The organism is Qipengyuania sp. ABI-127-1, from assembly GCA_022953095.1.
Classification (GTDB): Bacteria; Pseudomonadota; Alphaproteobacteria; order Sphingomonadales; family Sphingomonadaceae; genus Qipengyuania.
Window position 1 is genome coordinate 374366 of the sequence record JALJCR010000001.1, and the last position, 18740, is coordinate 393105.

The following is an 18740-nucleotide window of genomic DNA, read 5'->3' on the forward strand; positions in this document are numbered from 1 at the left end:
AGAATACTATTTCTACAAAGGAACTACCCTTCGGTCCGCCTGAATCGAAAATACCACACTTCGTGGCCGTAGACTGTGCGCGCCTTGTGTTCGTAGCGTGTTTCGGGCCAGCCGGAGGGGCGGTTTTGCCAGCTCTTCGGGCCATCGACGACCCATTCGAATTGATCGGTGAAGCGGCGCATCACCATCAGGGCGTGGCGCAGATAGACAGGGTGGTCGGTGCCGAAGCGGAACTCGCCGCCCGGCTTGAGCTTGTCGGCGATCATGCGAACCGGCCCGTCATTCATCATCCGCCGCTTGGCGTGCTTGTTCTTGGGCCAGGGATCGGGATGGAGCAGGTAGAGCATCGTCAACGCGCCGTCGGGCACGCGGCGCAGCACTTCCAGCGCATCGCCATGGTGAATGCGCACATTGGCCAGGGTCCGGTCGCGCACATGGGTCAGCGCCTGGGCCACTCCGTTGACGAAGGGTTCGGCGCCGATGAAACCGTGATCGGGCAGCATGTCGGCACGCTCGGCCAGATGCTCGCCCCCGCCGAAGCCGATCTCGAAATGCAGCGGGCGGTCGAAGCCGAACAGCGCTTCGGACGTCACCGGCCCTTCGCTCGGCACCGAGATCTGCGGCAGCAGCTTGTCGACCAACTCCTGCTGTGCCGCGCGCAGGGGCTTGCCCTGGCTGCGGCCATAAAGCCGGTTGAGCGTGGTCGGATCGCCTTCCTTGAATGCTGACATGCGGCGCGCCGTAGCGCCATCATCCCCATGTCGTCCAGATGCCGTAGGCGCTGGTGACGCTCAGCGCGATCCCGACCAGGATCAGCATCAGCTTGGGGCTGAAATGCTTCGCCGCCAGTGCCCCGAAGGGTGCCGCGGCGATCCCGCCGATGATCAGGCCCAGCGTTGGCCCGGCAATATGCGATATGCCCAGATGATAGGCGAAGCTGGCCGAGATAGAGAGTGTCAGGAAGAATTCGACCGAATTGACCGTGCCGACGACCTTGCGTGGTTCGGCTCCCTGGACCAGCAGGTTGGACGTCACCACCGGGCCCCAGCCGCCACCACCGGCGGAATCGAGGAACCCGCCTACAAGGCCCAGCGGCGCTACATATTTGGCCTGACGCAGCTTGGGCGGGTAGAGCAGGCCGCGCACGAGCAGCCACAGGCCGATACCAGCGAGATAGAGCAACACGAAGGGCTTGATCGTATCGCCATCGATCGATGCCAGAACGTAGCTCCCGATCAGCCCGCCGATGATGCCGGTTATCAACAGCCGGAAGAACAGGGCTTTGTCGATATTGCCGCTGAGCAAATGGCTGATGCCCGAGGTCGCAGTGGTAAAGCATTCGACGAGATGAACGCGCTGCGAGGCCAGCGCGGGGGGCACCCCCAGCAGGCCGACCATAAGCGTATTCGTGATGACGCCAAAGGCCATGCCCAGCGCGCCGTCGACCATCTGGGCCGCAAAACCGATCAGGATGAAGGGAGCAATCACCCCCAGATCGATACCGAACACCTCCATGATCGGGGGCTCGCCTTTCGCAATTGTCGCTGACGGCACTTACTGCGCTTCGCCGAGCCGGGCGAGATAGAAAATCTCTGCCGGGCTGCGGGGTTGAAGCGGTGTTGCGGGAACGGCTAGGCGGCAGGGCATGGAAGGACTTCTCGACGATTATTCCGATCTCGCCCTGTGGCTGCAGTCGCTGATTGCTCTCGCGGGCCTCGCGGTTGTCGCGCTGGCGGTGAACTGGCTGATCAAGCGCGTTCTGCTGCGCGCTGCCGCACCCTATCTCGACAAGCGCAGCGACACTGTGGATCGCTCGGTCGCGTGGCTCGCCACCGTGATTCCGCTGCTGATCGTATCGCGCGGGATTGCCGTGGTGCCCAATCTGCCGACGGAGATCGTGACGGTCACGGTCAATGTGGTGAAGGCGCTGATCGTGCTGTCCGTGGCCATGGCGATCAGCTGGGCGCTCAATTACGCGAACGAGCTCTATGCGCGCCGTCCCGAAGCCCGCAGCCGCCCGATCAAGGGCTATGTCCAGGTGGTGAAGATCGCCGTGTTCTGCGGTGCGACGATCCTGATGATCGCGGTGCTGATCGAACAGTCGCCGCTGCTGCTTCTGTCCGGTCTCGGCGCCATGGCAGCGGTATTGCTGCTGGTTTTCAAGGATACGATCCTCAGTCTGGTGGCCAGCGTTCAGCTCACCAGCAACGACATGCTGCGCGTGGGCGACTGGATCGAAATGCCGAGCATGAATGCCGATGGCGATGTGGTCGACATCGCGCTGCACACGGTCAAGGTGCAGAATTTCGACAAGACCATCACCACCATTCCGACACACCGGCTCATTTCCGATGCCTATCGCAACTGGCGCGGGATGAGCGAAAGCGGCGGCAGGCGGATCAAGCGGGCGCTGGTGATCGACCAGAACGCGGTTCGTTTCCTGAGCGGGGATGAAGTTGCCGGGCTCAGGCGTTTCCGGCTGCTCGACGAGTACCTCGCCAGAAAAGAGGCCGAGATAGCGGAGTGGAACCGCCACGAACTGTCCAGCGATTACGACGAAATCAATGCCCGCCGCATCACCAATATCGGCACGCTGCGCGCCTATGTGATCGCCTATCTCAAAAGTCATCCGCGTATCGCGGGCGGGGGGTTCACGCTGATGGTGCGTCAGCTTCCCCCGGGGCCGCAGGGCCTGCCGCTAGAGATCTACTGTTTCACCGATACGGTCGACTGGGGCGAATATGAATCGATCCAGGCCGACATCTTCGACCATCTGATTGCGATCCTGCCCGAATTCGGATTGCGCATTTTCCAGGAACCCAGCGGCCTGGACTTCGCGCGTATGGCGCAGCACACATAGAAAACGCCCGGCAGCCGAAGCTCCGGGCGTCTCTCGCTGTCCCGTCCAGGGGGGAAGGGGTCAGGCCGCCTCGGCCTCCTCGTTCGGATCGCGCAGCACGTAACCGCGCCCCCAAACGGTTTCGATATAGTTCTCGCCGCCACATGCATGGCTGAGCTTCTTGCGCAGCTTGCAGATAAAGACGTCGATGATCTTGAGTTCGGGTTCGTCCATGCCGCCATAAAGGTGGTTGAGGAACATTTCCTTGGTCAGCGTGGTGCCCTTGCGGAGCGAAAGCAGCTCCAGCATCGCATATTCCTTGCCGGTCAGGTGGACGCGGGCGCCGTCGACCTCGACGGTTTTCGCATCGAGGTTTACCGCCAGCTTGCCGGTACGGATGACCGACTGGCTGTGGCCCTTCGAACGGCGGACCACGGCATGGATGCGGGCGACCAGTTCTTCGCGATGGAAAGGCTTGGTCACGTAATCGTCGGCACCGAAGCCGAACGAACGAATTTTGGAGTCCATTTCGGCAATACCCGAAAGGATCAATACCGGGGTTTGCACCTTGGCGACGCGGAGCTTCTTGAGCACGTCATACCCATGCATGTCGGGCAGGTTCAGATCGAGCAGGATGATATCGTAATCATACAGCTTGCCGAGATCCAAGCCTTCCTCGCCGAGGTCGGTCGAGTAGACGTTGAAGCCTTCGGTCGTGAGCATGAGCTCGATTGCCTTGGCGGTGGTCGGCTCGTCTTCGATCAGCAGTACACGCATCGGAACTCCCCTGAATGGTCCCTAGTGTCGTTTGGTAACGCCCCGGAAAGAGGTGTTGCCCTGTATTAACCACAACACATGTGAACGGAAAAGGTTAACGCGGGGTAAATATCGTTAACTTTTCCCGGCGATCATCCGTGCCTCACAAGGCGCGCAGCTTCTTTTCGCGCCGACGTTGGGCGCTGGACCCGATGCCGATCGCCTCGCGATATTTGGCCACCGTGCGGCGCGCCAGATCGTACCCCTCGCCATTGAGCAGATCGGCGAGCTTCTGATCGGACAGCACTTTTTTGGGATCTTCCGCGTCGCACAAAGCCTTGATGCGCGCCTTGATCGCTTCGCTGCTCGCGCCTTCGCCATCGGCGGCGGCGACCCCGCTGGTGAAGAAATATTTCAGCTCGAAGGTTCCGCGAGGGCACGACAGATATTTGTTGCTGGTGACGCGGCTGACCGTGCTTTCGTGCATCTCTATCTTCTCGGCCACGTCGCGCAGGGTCAGCGGGCGCATGGCGGTAACCCCTTTGCGAAAGAAGCCTTCCTGCCTCTTTACGATTTCGGCTGCGGTTTTCAGGATCGTCTTCTGGCGCTGGTCCAGCGCGCGGATCAGCCAGTCGGCTTCGCCGAGCTGTTCGTTGAGCCAGCTTTGCGAGGCCTTGTCGCGTGCGCCGCTTTTGAGTTCGAGATAGTATTCGCGATTGACCACCAGACGCGGGAGGCTCGCCTCGTTGATGCGGATGTCCCAGCCTTGCGCACTCGGCGTAATCAGCACGTCGGGCACGATCGCCGATTCGGTGCCGCCGCCGAAGGCCAGCCCCGGCTTGGGATCGTAACCGCGCAGTTCGGCGAGCATGTCGGTGAAGTCCTCGTCATCGACTTCGCACATGCGCTTCAGCCGGGCGATATCGCCCTTCACCACCAGGTCGAGATTGTCGATCAGCCTCGCCATGCAGGGATCGTATCGGTCCGCCTCCTTGGCCTGCAGCGCCAGACATTCGGCCAGCGTTCGTGCGCCAACGCCGGTCGGATCGAGCGACTGCACCGCCTCCAATGCGCGTTCGGCTTCGGCCAGCGGCACACCCAGCTCCTCGGCGATCTGGAGCAGGTCGGTGGGCAGATACCCCGCCTCGTCCAGTTCCCCGACAATCCGCATGGCGATCAGCGCCTCGCGTGAATCGCGCGCCACCGCACCGACCTGTTCGGTCAAATGATCGGCCAGCGTCGGTCCCGTGGCGGAGCGGTTTTCGAGATCGGGCAATTCACCGCCGGCCATGCCGATATCGGCGCGGCTCCAGTCGCCGGCTTCCGCGTACGCCATATCGCCCGGCGCGGCCTCGGGATCGATGGCGTGGTCGGCGACGTCGAGTGCATTCTCGCCGCCGAATTCCGTCGCGCTATCGGGCTCGGTGTCACCCGTTGGGGGCTCTTCGCCAGCCTCCCGGCCGACCTCTCCCATTTCCAGCAGCGGATTGGCATCGAGCGCTTCGGCGACGAAGGTTTCGATTTCCAGATTGGACAGCGCCAGCAGCTTGATCGCCTGCTGGAGCTGCGGAGTCATCACCAGCGATTGAGTCTGCCGGAGGTCCAGCCTTGGGCTAAGCGCCATGGGTCAATTCCGGGCGCGCCTGCGCGTCACAGAGTGAATCCCTCGCCGAGATAGAGGCGGCGCACATTTTCATCCGCCACCAGCGCTTCGGGTGTACCGGCAAACAACACCTGGCCACCATAGATGATGCAGGCCCGATCGACGATCTCCAGCGTTTCGCGCACATTGTGGTCGGTGATCAGCACACCGATACCGCGCGTTCTGAGGTCTTTCACCAAATCGCGGATGTCGCTGATCGACAGGGGATCGATTCCGGCAAAAGGCTCGTCGAGAAGCATGATAGAGGGCTTCGCAGCCAGTGCCCGCGCGATCTCGCAGCGGCGTCGCTCGCCGCCGGACAGCGCCATGGCCGGACTCGCCCGCAACCGCGCGAGACCGAATTCGTCGAGCAAACGCTCGAGCTCCTGCGCGCGCGTGTCTGGATCGGGCTCGACCATTTCGAGCACGCAATTGATGTTCTGCTCGACCGTCATCCCGCGAAAAATGCTGGTTTCCTGCGGCAAATAGCCGAGCCCCAGGATCGCGCGGCGATACATCGGCAGATTGGTCACATCTTCGCCATCCATGAGGATACGTCCGGCATCCGGCCGCACCAGCCCCATGATCGAATAGAAGCATGTCGTCTTGCCCGCCCCGTTCGGCCCGAGCAGGCCGAGAACCTCTCCCTTGCCGACGCTGAGGGAAATATCCGTCAGTACGGCGCGCTTGTCGTAGCTCTTGGCAATGGAGATAACTTCGAGCCCGCCCTGCGGAATGGGCGGGGCGGCATCATGCACTGCGGCATTGTCCGAGCTTAATCCGATATCGGCCATGCACGGCGACATAGCACGCGAACCGGGCGTGAAAACCCCACGGCCTTGCCTTTTTCGACGAACTGGCAGGATTCGTGCATAGGCGCCGTCGCCCGGCGCTTTCCCACATCCCGTTGCCCGTTTGCGCAGGATTGCTTGCCAGCGGGCGGCATTTTTGAAACAATGCGATTCGGGCAGGAGAAACAGGGAGAGGCGCAGTGAACAAGGCGCTCGACGAAAACGATTTCGCAGGTGGTCGCTCATCCGCTCGCAAGCGTGATTGGCGCAAGGCGATGAGCGACAATGTGGCGCTCGCCCTGCTGGTCTATACCGCGTTGCAGATTTTCGTAACGGTTCATGCGATGAAGCAGGGATCGTCCTCGATCATGCCCTATCTCGCCCTCGTGGTTCTCGTCGCCGGCATCATTCCCGCCTGTCGCTGGTTCGAACGGCGCTGGATCGGCCTGAGCGACGAAGAGGCCGCCGAAATCGGTCTGAAGCCGGCCTTCCGCCGCGACCAACTGCTCCTGTGGGCATTGGCGATCGGTTTGCCCTTCGCCCTCACGACTTTCTTCAACATCATCTTCGCCTGATTTTCGCGGCAGTTGCCAGCACTGCGGCCCGCGCCTACCTCGCGCGGATGATGACCTTTTTCGGCAATCGCCCATGATGGACAGCAACGCCGCACTCGAACGGTGCCGGGAACTCGTCGACCTTGCCCGTTCGATGGGCGCCGATGAAGCCGATGCCGCCGCGCGCGCCTCTTCTTCCGAAAGCGTCAGCGTGAGGCTCGGCGCGCTCGAGGAGGTCGAGCGTTCGGAGAGCGAGGAGATCGGCCTGCGGGTGTTCGTCGGTCGCCGTTCCGCATCGATCAACACCAGCGATTTCGCACCCGACGGGCTGAAACTGCTTGCCCAGCGTGCCGTGGAGATGGCGCGCCTGGCACCGGAGGATCCCTATGGCGGGCTCGCTCCGCGCGACGCGCTTTTCAGTGGCGAACCGCCCGACCTGGACCTTTCGGATCGGTCCGAACCCTCGCCAGCGGATCTGCGCGAGGCCGCTCTCGCCACCGAAGATGCCGCGCGCGCTGTCGATGGGGTGACCAATTCCAACGGCGGCAGCGCGTCCTATTCGCGTTCGGTCTTCGCGCTGGCCACCTCCAATGGATTCGCTCGTGGCCATTCGGGTGGGTCGCATACGCTTTCGGCGAGCGTGGTGGCGGGCGAGGGAGGCGATAAACAGACCGATTATGCCTATCGCACCCAGCGCCACCGCAGCGATCTGCCGGACCCGGCCGAAATCGGCCGCGAGGCGGGGCAGCGCGCGGTGCGCAAGGTGGGTCCCGGGTCGATCCCGTCGCGCAAAATGCCGGTCGTGTTCGATCCGCGCGTGGGCAGCGGCGTGCTCGGCCACCTGCTTGGTGCGATCGCCGGGCCTTCGATCGCCCGCAAGGCGAGCTTTCTGGTCGGGCGCGAAGAGGACCGGCTCTTCGATGGTGCAATCCGCATCGCCGAGGACCCGCATCGCCTGCGCGGCCTGCGGTCGCGCCATTACGACGGCGAGGGCGTGGCTACGGTCGAACGCGCATTGGTGGAAGACGGGCGCATCACCGGCTGGCTCACCAATGTCGCCAGTGCCGCCCAGCTCGGCCTCGGCCTGACAGGCCATGCCAGCCGGGGCGGCGGCGGATCGCCGGGGATTGCGGTGAGCAATGTCGTCATGGAAGCGGGATCGCAATCGGTCGCGGACCTCATCGCCGATATCGAAGACGGTCTGTTCGTGACCGACCTCTTCGGACAGGGCGTCAATCTCGTCACCGGCGATTACAGCCGCGGGGCGAGCGGGCTGCGCATCCGCAATGGCGAACTGGCCGGGCCGGTCGCCGAAATCACGATCGCCAGCACGCTGCCGGACATGTTCCGCGCACTGGTGCCTGCGGACGATCTGGAACTGGTGCGCGGGGTGGACGTGCCGACCTTCCGCATCGATGGCATGTCGGTGGCGGGCCAGTGACGCGGCTGCTCGCCATTCTTGCCCTGATCTGGGCGATGCCGCTGGCAGCCCAGCTCGACGCGCCGACCGAACCGGTCGAGACACCCACGCCCGTCCAGACGATCGCCGCGACACAGGAAGCCGGTGCCGACGAACAGATCGCTGAACGCATCGCCGGGATCTTTGCCGAATTGCCCGCTTTTACCGGCGTCGAGGTTGAGGTGAGCGAAGGCGTGGTCTCGCTCTCGGGCACTGTGCCCAAGGCCGAGGACATCGATCGCGCCGAGGCGATCGTGAACCGGATATCCGGCGTCGTCACGATCGAAAACGGGCTGGAACGCGACCTGTCGGTATCCGCCGACAGCGCCGGTATATCGGTTCTGGGCGAGCGTTGGGACGCTTTCGTCAGCGCGCTGCCGCTGATTGCCGCCGCGCTCGGTGTATGGTTTCTCATCGCGGCGGCGGGCTATGTCATCGCCGGGCTGGGCGCCTTGTGGCACCGCATCGCTCCCAACAGTTTCCTGGCCGAACTGATCGCCAGCGCGATCCGCTTCGTGTTCTTCATCGGCGGTCTGGTGGTGGCTCTGGACATGATCGGAGCCACGGCTCTGCTTGGCGCGGTGCTGGGCGGGGCGGGCGTGATCGGCATCGCGCTGGGCTTCGCCATGCGCGATACGATCGAGAATTACGTCGCCTCGCTCATGCTCAGCCTGCGCCAGCCCTTCCGCGCCAATGACTGGGTCCAGATCGATACGTATGAGGGGCGGGTGATCCGTCTGACCAGCCGCGCGACCGTGCTGATGACGCTGGACGGCAATCACCTGCGTATTCCCAACGGCCAGGTGTTCCGTGCGGTGATTCTCAATTTCACGCGCAATCCGCAGCGGCGTTTCCAGTTCGATCTTGGGGTCGATGCCGATGACGATGCCCGCGCCGCGCGCCAATTGGGGCGCGATACGCTGGCCGCGCTGGATTTCGTCCTCGACGATCCGCCGCCCGAAGCGCGGATCATCGAGGTCGGCGATTCGAATGTGGTGATCCGCTTTCTCGGCTGGGTCGACCAGCGCGAGACCGATTGGTGGAAGGGGCAGAGCCAGGCCATTCCCGCCGTAAAGCGGGCTCTGGAAGAGGCCGGGTTCGGCCTGCCGGAGCCGATCTATCGCCTGCGTTTCGACCCGCGTTCGGCCACGGTTCCTTTCGCCACCGAAGCCACCGCCGGACCCGCTGCGCAGCGTGAGGAGAAGGCGAAGCCGGTTCGCGAGATAACGGTGACCGAGACCGAAGAAGACGTTCGCCCGGCCGACGAGATTGCCGCCATGGTCGATGAGGAGCGGCGCACGGGACAGGAGCAGGATAAGGACCTGCTCGATACATCGCGGCCGGTCGAATAGCTGCCGTCGGCCATAAGGGCCGCGTGGCGGCGCCCCCTCGCTCGGCTTCCTCTTACTTTTCTGCCTTGTAGCGATCGACCGCTTCGATGACGATGCGCTTGGCCTCTGCGGCGTCGCCCCAATTGCCGATGCGCACCCACTTTTCCTTTTCCAGGTCTTTGTAGTGGGTGAAGAAGTGCTCGATCTGCTGGAAAATGATCGAGGGCAGGTCCTTCGTTTCGGCGACATCCGAATAATAGGGGAAGGTGGTGTCGATCGGCACGCAGATCAGTTTCTCGTCCCCGCCATGCTCGTCTTCCAGGTTGAGCACGCCGATCGGGCGCGAACGGACGATGCAGCCCGGGATGAAGGGGGAGCGCGCGATCACCAGCGCGTCGAGCGGATCGCCATCGGGCGAGAGCGTGTGCGGAATGAAACCGTAATTGGCCGGATAGCGCATCGGCGTATGCAGGATACGGTCGACGAACAGCGCGCCCGATTCCTTGTCGAATTCATATTTCACCGGCTCGCCGCCAGTCGGCACTTCGATGATGACGTTGAGGCTTTCCGGCACATTGTCGCCGGTCGGAATCTTGTCGATGCGCATCCGCTACTCTTCTCGTAAATTTCGGTTTCGCCCCTCTCCCCAGAAAGACTTCGCCGGGCGGATAGCGGGGCGGGGCGCAGGCGTAAACAGGGACTTTCGTCGATAGCCTTCAGTTGCCCTGCCCCGCTTCCTGCCCGCATCGGACCATCGCTATAGATTGCGGACCCGCGCAGTTCGCTCTAATCGCGCGCACCATGCCCAAGACACCCCAAGCCATTCGCGGAACCCAGGACATTTTCGGCGCCGATGCGGAAGCCTTCGCCTTCGTCGTCGAAACCTTCGAACGCGTGCGCAAGCTCTATCGCTTCCGCCGCGTCGAAATGCCCGTGTTCGAGAAAACCGAAGTGTTCAGCCGTGCGATCGGCGAGACGACCGATGTCGTCAGCAAGGAAATGTATTCCTTCGACGATCGCGGCGGGGAAAGCCTCACGCTGCGGCCCGAATTCACTGCCGGGATCGCGCGCGCTTTTCTCTCGAACGGCTGGCAGCAGCATGCGCCGCTCAAGGTCGCGACGCATGGGCCGCTGTTCCGCTACGAGCGTCCGCAGAAGGGCCGCTATCGCCAGTTCCACCAGATCGACGCCGAGATCATCGGCGCAGCCGAGCCGCAGGCCGATGTCGAACTGCTGGCGATGGCCGATCAGCTATTGAAGGAACTGGGGATCGAGGGCGTCACGCTACACCTCAACACGCTCGGCGATGGCGACAGCCGCGAAGCCTGGCGCGCCGCGCTGGTCGAGCATTTCCGCAGCGTGAAGGATGAGCTTTCGGAAGATTCGCAGGAGCGGCTGGAAAAGAACCCGCTGCGCATCCTCGACAGCAAGGACCGCCGCGATAAGCGCTTCGTCGCCGATGCGCCGAAGATCGACCAGTTCCTCTCGGACGACGCGCGCGCCTTCTTCGATGCCGTCACCAGCGGCCTCGATGCGGCGGGTGTGAAATGGCAGCGCGCGGAAAGTCTCGTGCGCGGGCTCGATTATTACCGCCACACCGCCTTCGAATTCATTCCCGACGAGGGCAGCGAGGCGGCGGGCAAGCTGGGCTCGCAAAGCACCATCCTCGGCGGCGGGCGCTATGATGGGCTCATGGAAAGCCTCGGCGGTGCACCGACGCCTGCGGTCGGCTGGGCCGCGGGGATCGAGCGGCTGGCGATGCTGGTGGAGGAGTTGGAAGAAGAGCGCCTCGAAGCAATGGTGCTCGTCGAAGATGATGCCGGAATGGCTGCGGCAATCGAGTTGCTATCCGATCTGCGAGCCGGGGGCGTCACCGCCGACATTATGGCATCGGGTTCGCCGAAAAAACGCTACGACAAGGCGGTCAAACAAAAGCCACAACATATTCTTCGGGTCGATGAACGCGGCTATCATGGAATCTCGGGCGAAGGGGATGCCAGCAGGATCGTAGCTGCCATCAACCGACACTCTCCGTCACCCTGAACTTGTTTCAGGGTTCATCTCACCGATAGCGCCGTTGGTGAGGGGGCGGGATGGATGCTGAAACAAGTTCAGCATGACGGGGATGGGGAGATGCTCCGTTTCCACCCGTCACCCCGGACTCGATCCGGGGTGGTGCTTTTGTTCAGCGGTGTCGGGGGAAGCACGATCCCGGGTCGAGCCCGGGATGACGAAATGGGCATGGGTGGACGAACCTGCGATCGAACATCTTTCCTACCCGCTATTTCCTTCGCTAAGGATGCGGCAAGGCGGGTTGAAATGGCCATGGGGCGGGGGGGAGCTTCCGCATGTGTCACCCGGCTTGCGAGTAGAATTGTTGTTGTAAAAGAAAGATTTAGGCGAAAATGCGGAAGGTGACACCCTGTCGCCTTCGTCACCCATCCGCCACCCGAAACACTCATGACCATCCCAGCCGAACGCCTCGATCAGATCGCCCATCGCTTCGCCGAGCTCGAGGCGCGGATGGCGTCGGGTACGCTCGAGGGCGAGGAATTCGTCCAGGCGAGCCGCGATTATGCCGAGCTGGAGCCGGTGGCGAAGGTGGCCGCCGAGGTGAAGGCCGCGCGCGAGGAGATCGCGGAGCTGGAGGAGATGCTCGCCGACCCCGAAATGAAAGCCATGGCCGAGGAAGAGCTGGCCGAATTGCGCCAGCGCCTGCCCGAGGCGGAGCGCGAACTGGCCATCGCCATGCTGCCGCGTGACAGCGCCGATGCGAAGCCCGCCATGCTCGAAATCCGCGCGGGCACCGGCGGTGACGAGGCAGCACTTTTCGCGGGCGATCTCTACCGCATGTACGAGCGCTTCGCCGCTGAGCAGGGCTGGAAGGTTGAACCGGTTTCCATGAGCGCATCGGAAGTCGGCGGCTTCAAGGAGATCGTGGCAAATGTGACGGGCAACGGCGTCTTCGCCAAATTGAAATTCGAAAGCGGCGTCCACCGGGTGCAGCGCGTGCCGGAAACCGAAAGCGGCGGGCGCATCCATACCTCGGCGGCGACGGTCGCGGTGCTGCCCGAACCGGATGAGGTCGACGTCCAGATCGATGCGACCGATCTCAAGATCGATACCTACCGCGCGAGCGGGGCGGGCGGCCAGCACGTCAACACCACCGATAGCGCGATCCGCATCACCCACTTGCCCTCGGGCCTCGTGGTGACCTGCCAGGACGGGCGCAGCCAGCACAAGAACCGCGAGAAGGCGATGCAGGTGCTGCGCGCACGCCTTTACGAAAAATCGCGCGAGGAAGCGCAGGGCGCCGAGGCCGAGGCGCGCAAGGCCATGGTCGGCAGCGGCGACCGGTCCGAACGCATCCGCACCTACAACTACCCGCAGGGCCGCGTGACCGACCACCGCATCGGGCTGACCTTGCAGAAGCTTCCGCAGATCATCGCCGGGCCGGGGCTGGGCGAGCTGGTCGACGCGCTGATCGCCGAGGACGAGGCCAAGCGCCTTGCCGCGATGACCGAATGAACGTTGCCGATGCGGTGCGCGCCGCTGCGGAGCGTCTCGCCGCTACCAGCGACACTGCTCGTCTGGATGCGGAATTGCTCATGGCGCACATGCTGGGCGTATCGCGCTCGGATATGCTGCTACGGCATATGCGCGATCGGGAGCCTGCAGGTTTCGAGGGGTTGGTCGCACGCCGCGCCGTGCGTGAACCGGTCGCGCATATCGTCGGGCACCAGGACTTCTTCGGGCTCGATTTCACGGTCACGTCCGATACGCTGATCCCGCGCGGTGACAGCGAGACGATCGTGCAAGCGGCGCTCGATACGGCGAGGCCCGATGCACGGGTGCTCGACATGGGCACGGGCTCCGGCGCGTTGCTGCTTGCATTTCTCGACCGGAGGCCGGAATCGAGCGGGATCGGTATCGATGCGTGTGTAGCCGCGCTGGATGTGGCGGCAAACAATTGCGAGCGTTTGGGTCTTGCCGGGCGGGCACGTTTTCTCGAGGCGAGTTGGCTCGAGGATGGCTGGTCGAACGATCTGGGTCGGTTCGATCTGATCCTGTGCAATCCGCCCTATGTCGAGGCGGACGCAGAGCTCGAGCCGGACGTGCGCGCTTATGAGCCGGCTGGTGCCCTTTTCGCCGGGCCTGAAGGGCTTGACGCCTATCGCACGATCGTCCCGCAGCTTGGCAAGCTTCTTCTGCCGAACAGCGTCGCCGTCCTCGAAATCGGCGCGCGTCAGGAGGAAGCGGTTTCCGCCATCGCACGCGAATCGGGCTTTTCGGTGGAGATGAAACGCGACCTTGCAGACCGCCCTCGTGCACTGATTCTCACTTAGGGGTTGGCAAAGCCGATTCGACCCTTTACCTCTGGCCCCAGGCCAGTGGTGTGCGGCTAACGCTTCTCCACCGGTTCCAGCTCCGACATTGCAGTTCCGGTGCGCAGCCAGTGGCTACGCATACCATGCACAAGTCGGGGCACGCGAGTTGCGACAGGCGCAACCGCGCAAGGGGTCACGCGGCCATATGCGGACCGGTAAGAAGGTCCGTGCCGCGCATTGAATGAGGACCAGCTACCCTTGAACAACAATCGCAATAACCGTCGTCGCGGACGCGGTAACCGCAATCAGGGCGGTGCCAATTCGGCCAACCGGATCGACAGCCGCGCGCGTGGCAATGCCCCGCAGTTGCTCGACAAGTATAAGAAACTCGCGCAGGACGCCCAGCATAATGGCGACCGCGTGCAGGCCGAATATTACCTGCAATTCGCCGATCATTATTTTCGGGTAATCGCCGACAACAAGGCCCGCCAGGAAGAAGCCAAAGCCAAACGTCAGGAAGGGCAGGGGCAGAACCAGTCGGACGACGAAGACGACGATGATGGCGACGATCGTCGCAGCAATCGTCGCCAGCGCAGTCGGCGCGACGAGCAGGACGACACCGGACGCAAGCCGCGGGGCCGTAAGCCCAAGGGCGATGACGATGGTGAAGGCCGCGAATTCGAACCATCGGAAAACCCCTTCACCCGCCGCGATGACGAGGATGAGGCACCCAAAAAGCGTCGTGCCCCGCGCAAGGCGAAAAAGACCGAGGAAGCCGCTTCGGGCAATGCGGGCGAGATCGATGCGGCGGTGTTGCCGCCTTCGTTCGGCGCAAACGGTGCCGATGGCGATGCCGATGGCGCTGACGAAAAGAAGCCTGCCCCTCGGCGCCGCAAGCGCAAGCAAGACGATGACGGCGAGGTGAGTGCGGTCGGCTGATCGCGCTTGCGCGCCGGACCTCACCGGTTAAGGGGCAGGCCGATGGAGACAATCCCCGGCCTGGCCCGTTCCCACCCGAAGATTTCCGCGCTGTTGCTGGGCGCCATCTCGGCGTTCGGCTTCCAGCCATTCCACCTCTGGCCGCTCGGGCTTGCTGCGATGGCGGCTTTCGGCTGGCTTGCATGGCAACAGATCGGCTGGAAGCAGGCGCTGCTGGTTGGCTGGTTGTTCGGCCTCGCTCATTTCACGGCGACCAATAACTGGATCGCGACCGCCTTCACCTATCAGGCGGAAATGCCCGCAGCGCTCGGATGGGCTGCGGTCCCACTGCTGTCCCTCTATCTCGCGATCTGGCCTGGGCTTGCGACGGTCGCAGCCTGGCTGATCGCGCGGGGGAAAGGGCTGTTCGCTTTTGCCCTGGCATTCGGAGCGTGCTGGATCGCCGCCGAATGGCTGCGCAGTTGGGTCTTTACCGGCTATAGCTGGGGGCCGTTCTCCATGATGCTGCTCGGGCCTTGGGATCGCCCCGGCCTGGCGCGTTTGCTGCCCTTCGCCGGTAGCTATGCGCTGTCCGGCGTGGTGGTTGCAGCGGCGGTTGGCGGAGCAGCGCTCGCAGCCGCGCGGCGCTGGGCCGCGCTCGGCGCATCCGTGCTGGCGGTGACGGCGCTGATCTACTGGCCTGCCGATCAGGGCGGGACAGGCGATCTGGCGCTCACCCTGGTACAGCCCAACCTCAAGCAGGAAGACATCGACGATGCGTCGAAGTTCGAGGACCAGTTCCAGACCATTGCGGGCCTGAGCAGGCCGCTGCAACCGGGCGCTCGCCGTCTGGTACTATGGCCGGAAAGCGGCGTTCCCGACTATCTTCGCGATGGTTATCCGCAGCGCTACTACATCCAGATGACCGCCGGCGGCGACCCCGCCTTCGCGCGCGCGCGGATTGGCGATGTCATCGGGCCGGGCAGCCTGCTGCTGACCGGTCTGGTCGATCTCGAGATCGGCACAGTGGACGGGCGAAGGAAAGCGATCGGGGCCTACAATGCGGTCACGTCGATCGATCCCGATGGCAAGCTGGGCGAGCGTTATGCCAAGGCGCATCTCGTTCCTTACGGCGAATATCTTCCGCTGCGGGCTCTGCTCGAGCCGCTGGGCCTTTCGCGCATGGTGGCAGGTACGATCGACTTCATTCCAGGACCGGGACCGCGGACCCAGGATCTCGGGCAGTACGGCATGGCGGGCATGCAAATCTGCTACGAAATCGTCTTTTCTGGCGAAGTGGTCGATCGCGGTAATCGCCCGGACTATATTTTCAACCCGTCGAACGATGGCTGGTTCGGCACCTGGGGGCCGCCGCAGCATCTGGCCCAGGCACGTATGCGCGCTGCGGAAGAAGGGCTGCCTGTCCTGCGATCGACCACGACCGGCATCAGCGCGGTGATCGATGCGCGCGGAGTCGTGCGCGAACATATCGGTCGCAATGTCGCGGGGCGGATCGATACGCTGGTCCCGCCGCCGCACGCGCCCACGTGGTTCGCACGAATGGGCCACTGGCTCACCCTGATATGGGGCATTGTTTTTCTGGCACTATCGCTGGTTGCCATGCGCTTCGCAGGTGGCTACCCCACCCGCAACACATAAAGATTTCTTTATATCGGGATTTCGACTTTCATGCGCACCAGTTACCTGTTCACTTCCGAGAGCGTCTCGGAAGGCCACCCCGACAAGGTTTCCGATCAGATTTCCGATGCCATCGTCGATCTGATGCTGGGCAAAGATCCCGAGGCGCGGGTCGCCTGTGAGACGATGACGACGACTCAGCGGGTGATCCTGTCGGGTGAAATTCGCTGTGCACCGATGTATGATGCCAGCAATCCCGACTGGGCCGAAAACGGTGGCTGGGCACCGGGCGCAAAGGAAGAGATCGAAAAAGCGGTTCGCCGAACCGTGCGAGAGATCGGTTACGAGCAGGATGGGTTCCACTGGCAGTCGCTGACCTTCGAGAACCATCTGCACGGTCAGTCGTCGGAAATCGCACAGGGCGTCGATGCCAGCGGCAACAAGGATGAAGGCGCGGGCGATCAGGGGATCATGTTCGGGTTCGCTTGTGACGAAACACCCGATTTGATGCCGGCCACGCTCGATTACAGCCACAAGATCCTCGAACGGCTCGCCGCCGATCGCAAGAGCGGCGCGGCGCCCTTCCTCGAACCCGACGCCAAAAGCCAGGTCACCTTGCGGTACGAGAATGGCAGACCCGTGGAATGTACGGCAGTCGTCGTCTCGACCCAGCACGCCAAGGGGTATCACGAGGGCGACAAGGAAGCCGAACTCAAGGCCTATGTGAGGAAGGTCGTCACCGAAATCCTCCCCGAAGGCTGGATTTCCGAAGCGACCCAATGGCATATCAATCCCACTGGCGCTTTCGAGATCGGCGGGCCGGATGGCGATGCCGGTCTCACGGGTCGCAAGATCATTGTCGATACGTATGGCGGTGCAGCGCCGCATGGCGGCGGCGCGTTTAGCGGGAAAGATCCGACCAAGGTCGATCGCTCGGCCGCTTATATCGGGCGCTATCTGGCCAAGAACATCGTGGCAGCAGGCCTTGCCAGGCGCTGCACGATCCAGTTGAGCTATGCGATCGGCGTATCGAAGCCGCTATCGCTGTATATCGACACGCACGGCACCGCAGCCGAGGGCGTTACCGACGAAGCCCTGGAAAACGCGATCCGCGGAATGGAAAAGCTGGGCGGTCTGACTCCGCGGGCCATCCGCACGCATCTCGGCCTCAACCGGCCGATCTACCGCAAGAGTGCGGCCTATGGACATTTCGGCCGCCAGGCGGATGGGGAAGCCTTCCCATGGGAGCGTACCGATCTGGTCGAGGATCTCAAAGCGGCTCTCGACTGATACGACAAGGGCGGCCTCGCGGGCCGCCCTTTTCCTTGATGCCGGTGTAAGGTCTAGCCGTGTTCTCCCTTGCGTGGGCTGGGATGATCGAGCGCCAGTTCCGCTTCGGAAAAGGTGAACGGGCTGCGCACGCCCGGAATGCCTTCGAGATCGATGCGCATGGCGCGCGACTGTACCTGAGCCTCTTCGAAGACGGCATCGATGGGATTGACCCTTCCGGCCGGAATCCCGTCCTCCACGCAATCGGCGAGCAGTTCGTCCAACTGCCATTTGCGCGTTTCCGCGGCGATGATCGCGTCGAGTTCCTCGCGATTGGCGAGGCGGCCCTCATTGGTGGCGAACTTTTCTTCGCCCAGCAGGTCTTCACGCCCGAGCAGCGACAGCAATTTGCGGAATAGCCCGTCATTGGCCGGGGCCAGCACAACCTCGCCATCGGCGACGGGAAAGACCCCATAAGCGCTGACCTGCGCATGTTCGTTACCCATGCGCGGCGGGTTCTCGCCTGTCGTGAGAAGATGCATGGCCTGACTGGCGAGCAGGCCGACCGAGCAATCGAGCAGCGACATGTCGACATGCTGACCGCGCCCGGTGCGCTCGCGCATGGCGAGGGCTGCCTGAATGCCGATGACCGAATAGAGGCCGCATACGAGGTCCGAGATGGAGATGCCCATCTTCATCGGCTGACCCTGCGGCTCGCCGGTCAGCGCCATGAAACCGCTCATCGCCTGAATGACGAAATCGTAGCCGGCTTCAGGCGCACGCGGGCCGGTCTGGCCAAAGCCGGTGATCGAACAATAGACCAGGGCCGGATTGGCTTTGGCAAGGCTGTCGTAATCGAGTCCGAATTTCGCCAGTTTCCCGGTTTTGAAATTCTCGAGCGCGATATCCGCCGATGCCGCCAATTCGCGCACCCGCGCGAGATCTTCTTCGTTTCTGAAATCCGCGACGATCGACCGCTTCCCGCGATTGGTCGCGTGATAATAGGCGGCTTCGCGCTCGCCATTCTCGCGCTCTATCCATGGCGGACCCCACTGGCGGGTGCCGTCGCCCTCGGGGCTTTCGATCTTGATGACATCGGCACCAAGATCAGCCAGGATTTGCCCGGCCCATGGTCCGGCGAGCACACGGGCGAGTTCAAGGACTTTGAGCCCGGCAAGCGGGGCCTTCGGATTGCGCGGAGAATCGAGCCACATG

The 18740-nt window shown here is 63.2% G+C and carries 17 protein-coding genes; 10 read left to right on the top strand and 7 right to left on the bottom strand.

The genetic code is table 11. The features are described 5' to 3' along the window. Nucleotides 1-23 precede the first annotated feature (23 nt). Nucleotides 24-731 (bottom strand): tRNA (guanine(46)-N(7))-methyltransferase TrmB, encoded by a 708-nt coding sequence (gene trmB / locus MUY37_RS01860; RefSeq protein ID WP_499193780.1) that lies wholly within the window; start codon nucleotides 729-731, stop codon nucleotides 24-26. A 19-nt stretch (nucleotides 732-750) separates the two neighbouring features. After that, complete coding sequence (locus MUY37_RS01865; RefSeq protein ID WP_499193781.1) at nucleotides 751-1515, bottom strand: sulfite exporter TauE/SafE family protein; 765 nt, start codon at nucleotides 1513-1515, stop codon at nucleotides 751-753. Between the two features lie 130 nt (nucleotides 1516-1645). On the opposite strand from MUY37_RS01865, the gene MUY37_RS01870 reads away from it, so the two are divergent. After that, nucleotides 1646-2860, top strand: coding sequence for a mechanosensitive ion channel family protein (locus MUY37_RS01870; protein ID WP_499193782.1), 1215 nt, complete (start codon nucleotides 1646-1648; stop codon nucleotides 2858-2860). 60 nt (nucleotides 2861-2920) lie between these two features. On the opposite strand, the gene ctrA is transcribed toward MUY37_RS01870, so the two are convergent. The 3 genes from ctrA to lptB form a co-directional block, all read right to left on the bottom strand. After that, nucleotides 2921-3616 (bottom strand): response regulator transcription factor CtrA, encoded by a 696-nt coding sequence (gene ctrA / locus MUY37_RS01875; RefSeq protein ID WP_050601718.1) that lies wholly within the window; start codon nucleotides 3614-3616, stop codon nucleotides 2921-2923. A 142-nt stretch (nucleotides 3617-3758) separates the two neighbouring features. Continuing rightward, on the bottom strand, nucleotides 3759-5219 hold the full coding sequence (rpoN, locus tag MUY37_RS01880; RefSeq protein ID WP_499193783.1) for an RNA polymerase factor sigma-54: 1461 nt from the start codon (nucleotides 5217-5219) through the stop codon (nucleotides 3759-3761). Nucleotides 5220-5245: 26 nt separating this feature from the next. After that, entirely contained in the window at nucleotides 5246-6031 is a 786-nt protein-coding gene (gene lptB / locus MUY37_RS01885) for an LPS export ABC transporter ATP-binding protein (protein WP_115417708.1), read from the bottom strand. Nucleotides 6032-6228: 197 nt separating this feature from the next. Here lptB and MUY37_RS01890 point away from each other — a divergent pair, with 197 nt between their 5' ends. The 3 genes from MUY37_RS01890 to MUY37_RS01900 all read left to right on the top strand — a co-directional run bounded on the left by MUY37_RS01890 (nucleotide 6229) and on the right by MUY37_RS01900 (nucleotide 9393). Then, on the top strand, nucleotides 6229-6603 hold the full coding sequence (locus MUY37_RS01890) for a hypothetical protein (RefSeq protein WP_115415286.1): 375 nt from the start codon (nucleotides 6229-6231) through the stop codon (nucleotides 6601-6603). A gap of 73 nt (nucleotides 6604-6676) precedes the next feature. Continuing rightward, the gene (locus MUY37_RS01895; protein WP_499193784.1) at nucleotides 6677-8023 is read left to right on the top strand and encodes a TldD/PmbA family protein; all 1347 of its coding nucleotides are present in this window, start codon (nucleotides 6677-6679) and stop codon (nucleotides 8021-8023) included. Beyond that, nucleotides 8020-9393 carry a mechanosensitive ion channel family protein gene (locus MUY37_RS01900; protein ID WP_499193785.1) on the top strand — a complete coding sequence of 458 codons (1374 nt, stop codon included), beginning with the start codon at nucleotides 8020-8022 and terminating at the stop codon, nucleotides 9391-9393. Before MUY37_RS01895 ends, MUY37_RS01900 begins: the two co-directional genes overlap by 4 nt. A gap of 52 nt (nucleotides 9394-9445) precedes the next feature. On the opposite strand, the gene ppa is transcribed toward MUY37_RS01900, so the two are convergent. After that, nucleotides 9446-9979 carry an inorganic diphosphatase gene (gene ppa, locus MUY37_RS01905; RefSeq protein ID WP_499193786.1) on the bottom strand — a complete coding sequence of 178 codons (534 nt, stop codon included), beginning with the start codon at nucleotides 9977-9979 and terminating at the stop codon, nucleotides 9446-9448. 194 nt (nucleotides 9980-10173) lie between these two features. On the opposite strand from ppa, the gene hisS reads away from it, so the two are divergent. The 6 genes from hisS (at nucleotide 10174) to metK (ending at nucleotide 17546) form a co-directional block, all read left to right on the top strand. Beyond that, nucleotides 10174-11415 carry a histidine--tRNA ligase gene (hisS, locus tag MUY37_RS01910; RefSeq protein ID WP_499193787.1) on the top strand — a complete coding sequence of 414 codons (1242 nt, stop codon included), beginning with the start codon at nucleotides 10174-10176 and terminating at the stop codon, nucleotides 11413-11415. A gap of 417 nt (nucleotides 11416-11832) precedes the next feature. Next, on the top strand, nucleotides 11833-12900 hold the full coding sequence (gene prfA, locus MUY37_RS01915; protein ID WP_499193788.1) for a peptide chain release factor 1: 1068 nt from the start codon (nucleotides 11833-11835) through the stop codon (nucleotides 12898-12900). Then, a complete protein-coding gene (gene prmC, locus MUY37_RS01920) occupies nucleotides 12897-13718 on the top strand; it encodes a peptide chain release factor N(5)-glutamine methyltransferase (RefSeq protein WP_499193789.1) in 822 nt (273 codons plus the stop codon). The genes prfA and prmC overlap by 4 nt, the downstream gene beginning before the upstream one ends. 240 nt (nucleotides 13719-13958) lie before the next feature. Beyond that, nucleotides 13959-14639 carry a DUF4167 domain-containing protein gene (locus tag MUY37_RS01925; RefSeq protein WP_499193790.1) on the top strand — a complete coding sequence of 227 codons (681 nt, stop codon included), beginning with the start codon at nucleotides 13959-13961 and terminating at the stop codon, nucleotides 14637-14639. Between the two features lie 42 nt (nucleotides 14640-14681). Further along, nucleotides 14682-16277 carry an apolipoprotein N-acyltransferase gene (lnt, locus tag MUY37_RS01930; RefSeq protein WP_499193791.1) on the top strand — a complete coding sequence of 532 codons (1596 nt, stop codon included), beginning with the start codon at nucleotides 14682-14684 and terminating at the stop codon, nucleotides 16275-16277. Nucleotides 16278-16307: 30 nt separating this feature from the next. Continuing rightward, nucleotides 16308-17546: a methionine adenosyltransferase gene (gene metK / locus MUY37_RS01935; RefSeq protein ID WP_499193792.1), complete on the top strand. Its 1239-nt coding sequence runs from the start codon at nucleotides 16308-16310 to the stop codon at nucleotides 17544-17546. A gap of 53 nt (nucleotides 17547-17599) precedes the next feature. Here metK and MUY37_RS01940 read toward each other — a convergent pair whose 3' ends face one another. After that, nucleotides 17600-18739 (bottom strand): CaiB/BaiF CoA transferase family protein, encoded by a 1140-nt coding sequence (locus MUY37_RS01940; RefSeq protein WP_499195102.1) that lies wholly within the window; start codon nucleotides 18737-18739, stop codon nucleotides 17600-17602. Nucleotide 18740 lies beyond the last annotated feature (1 nt).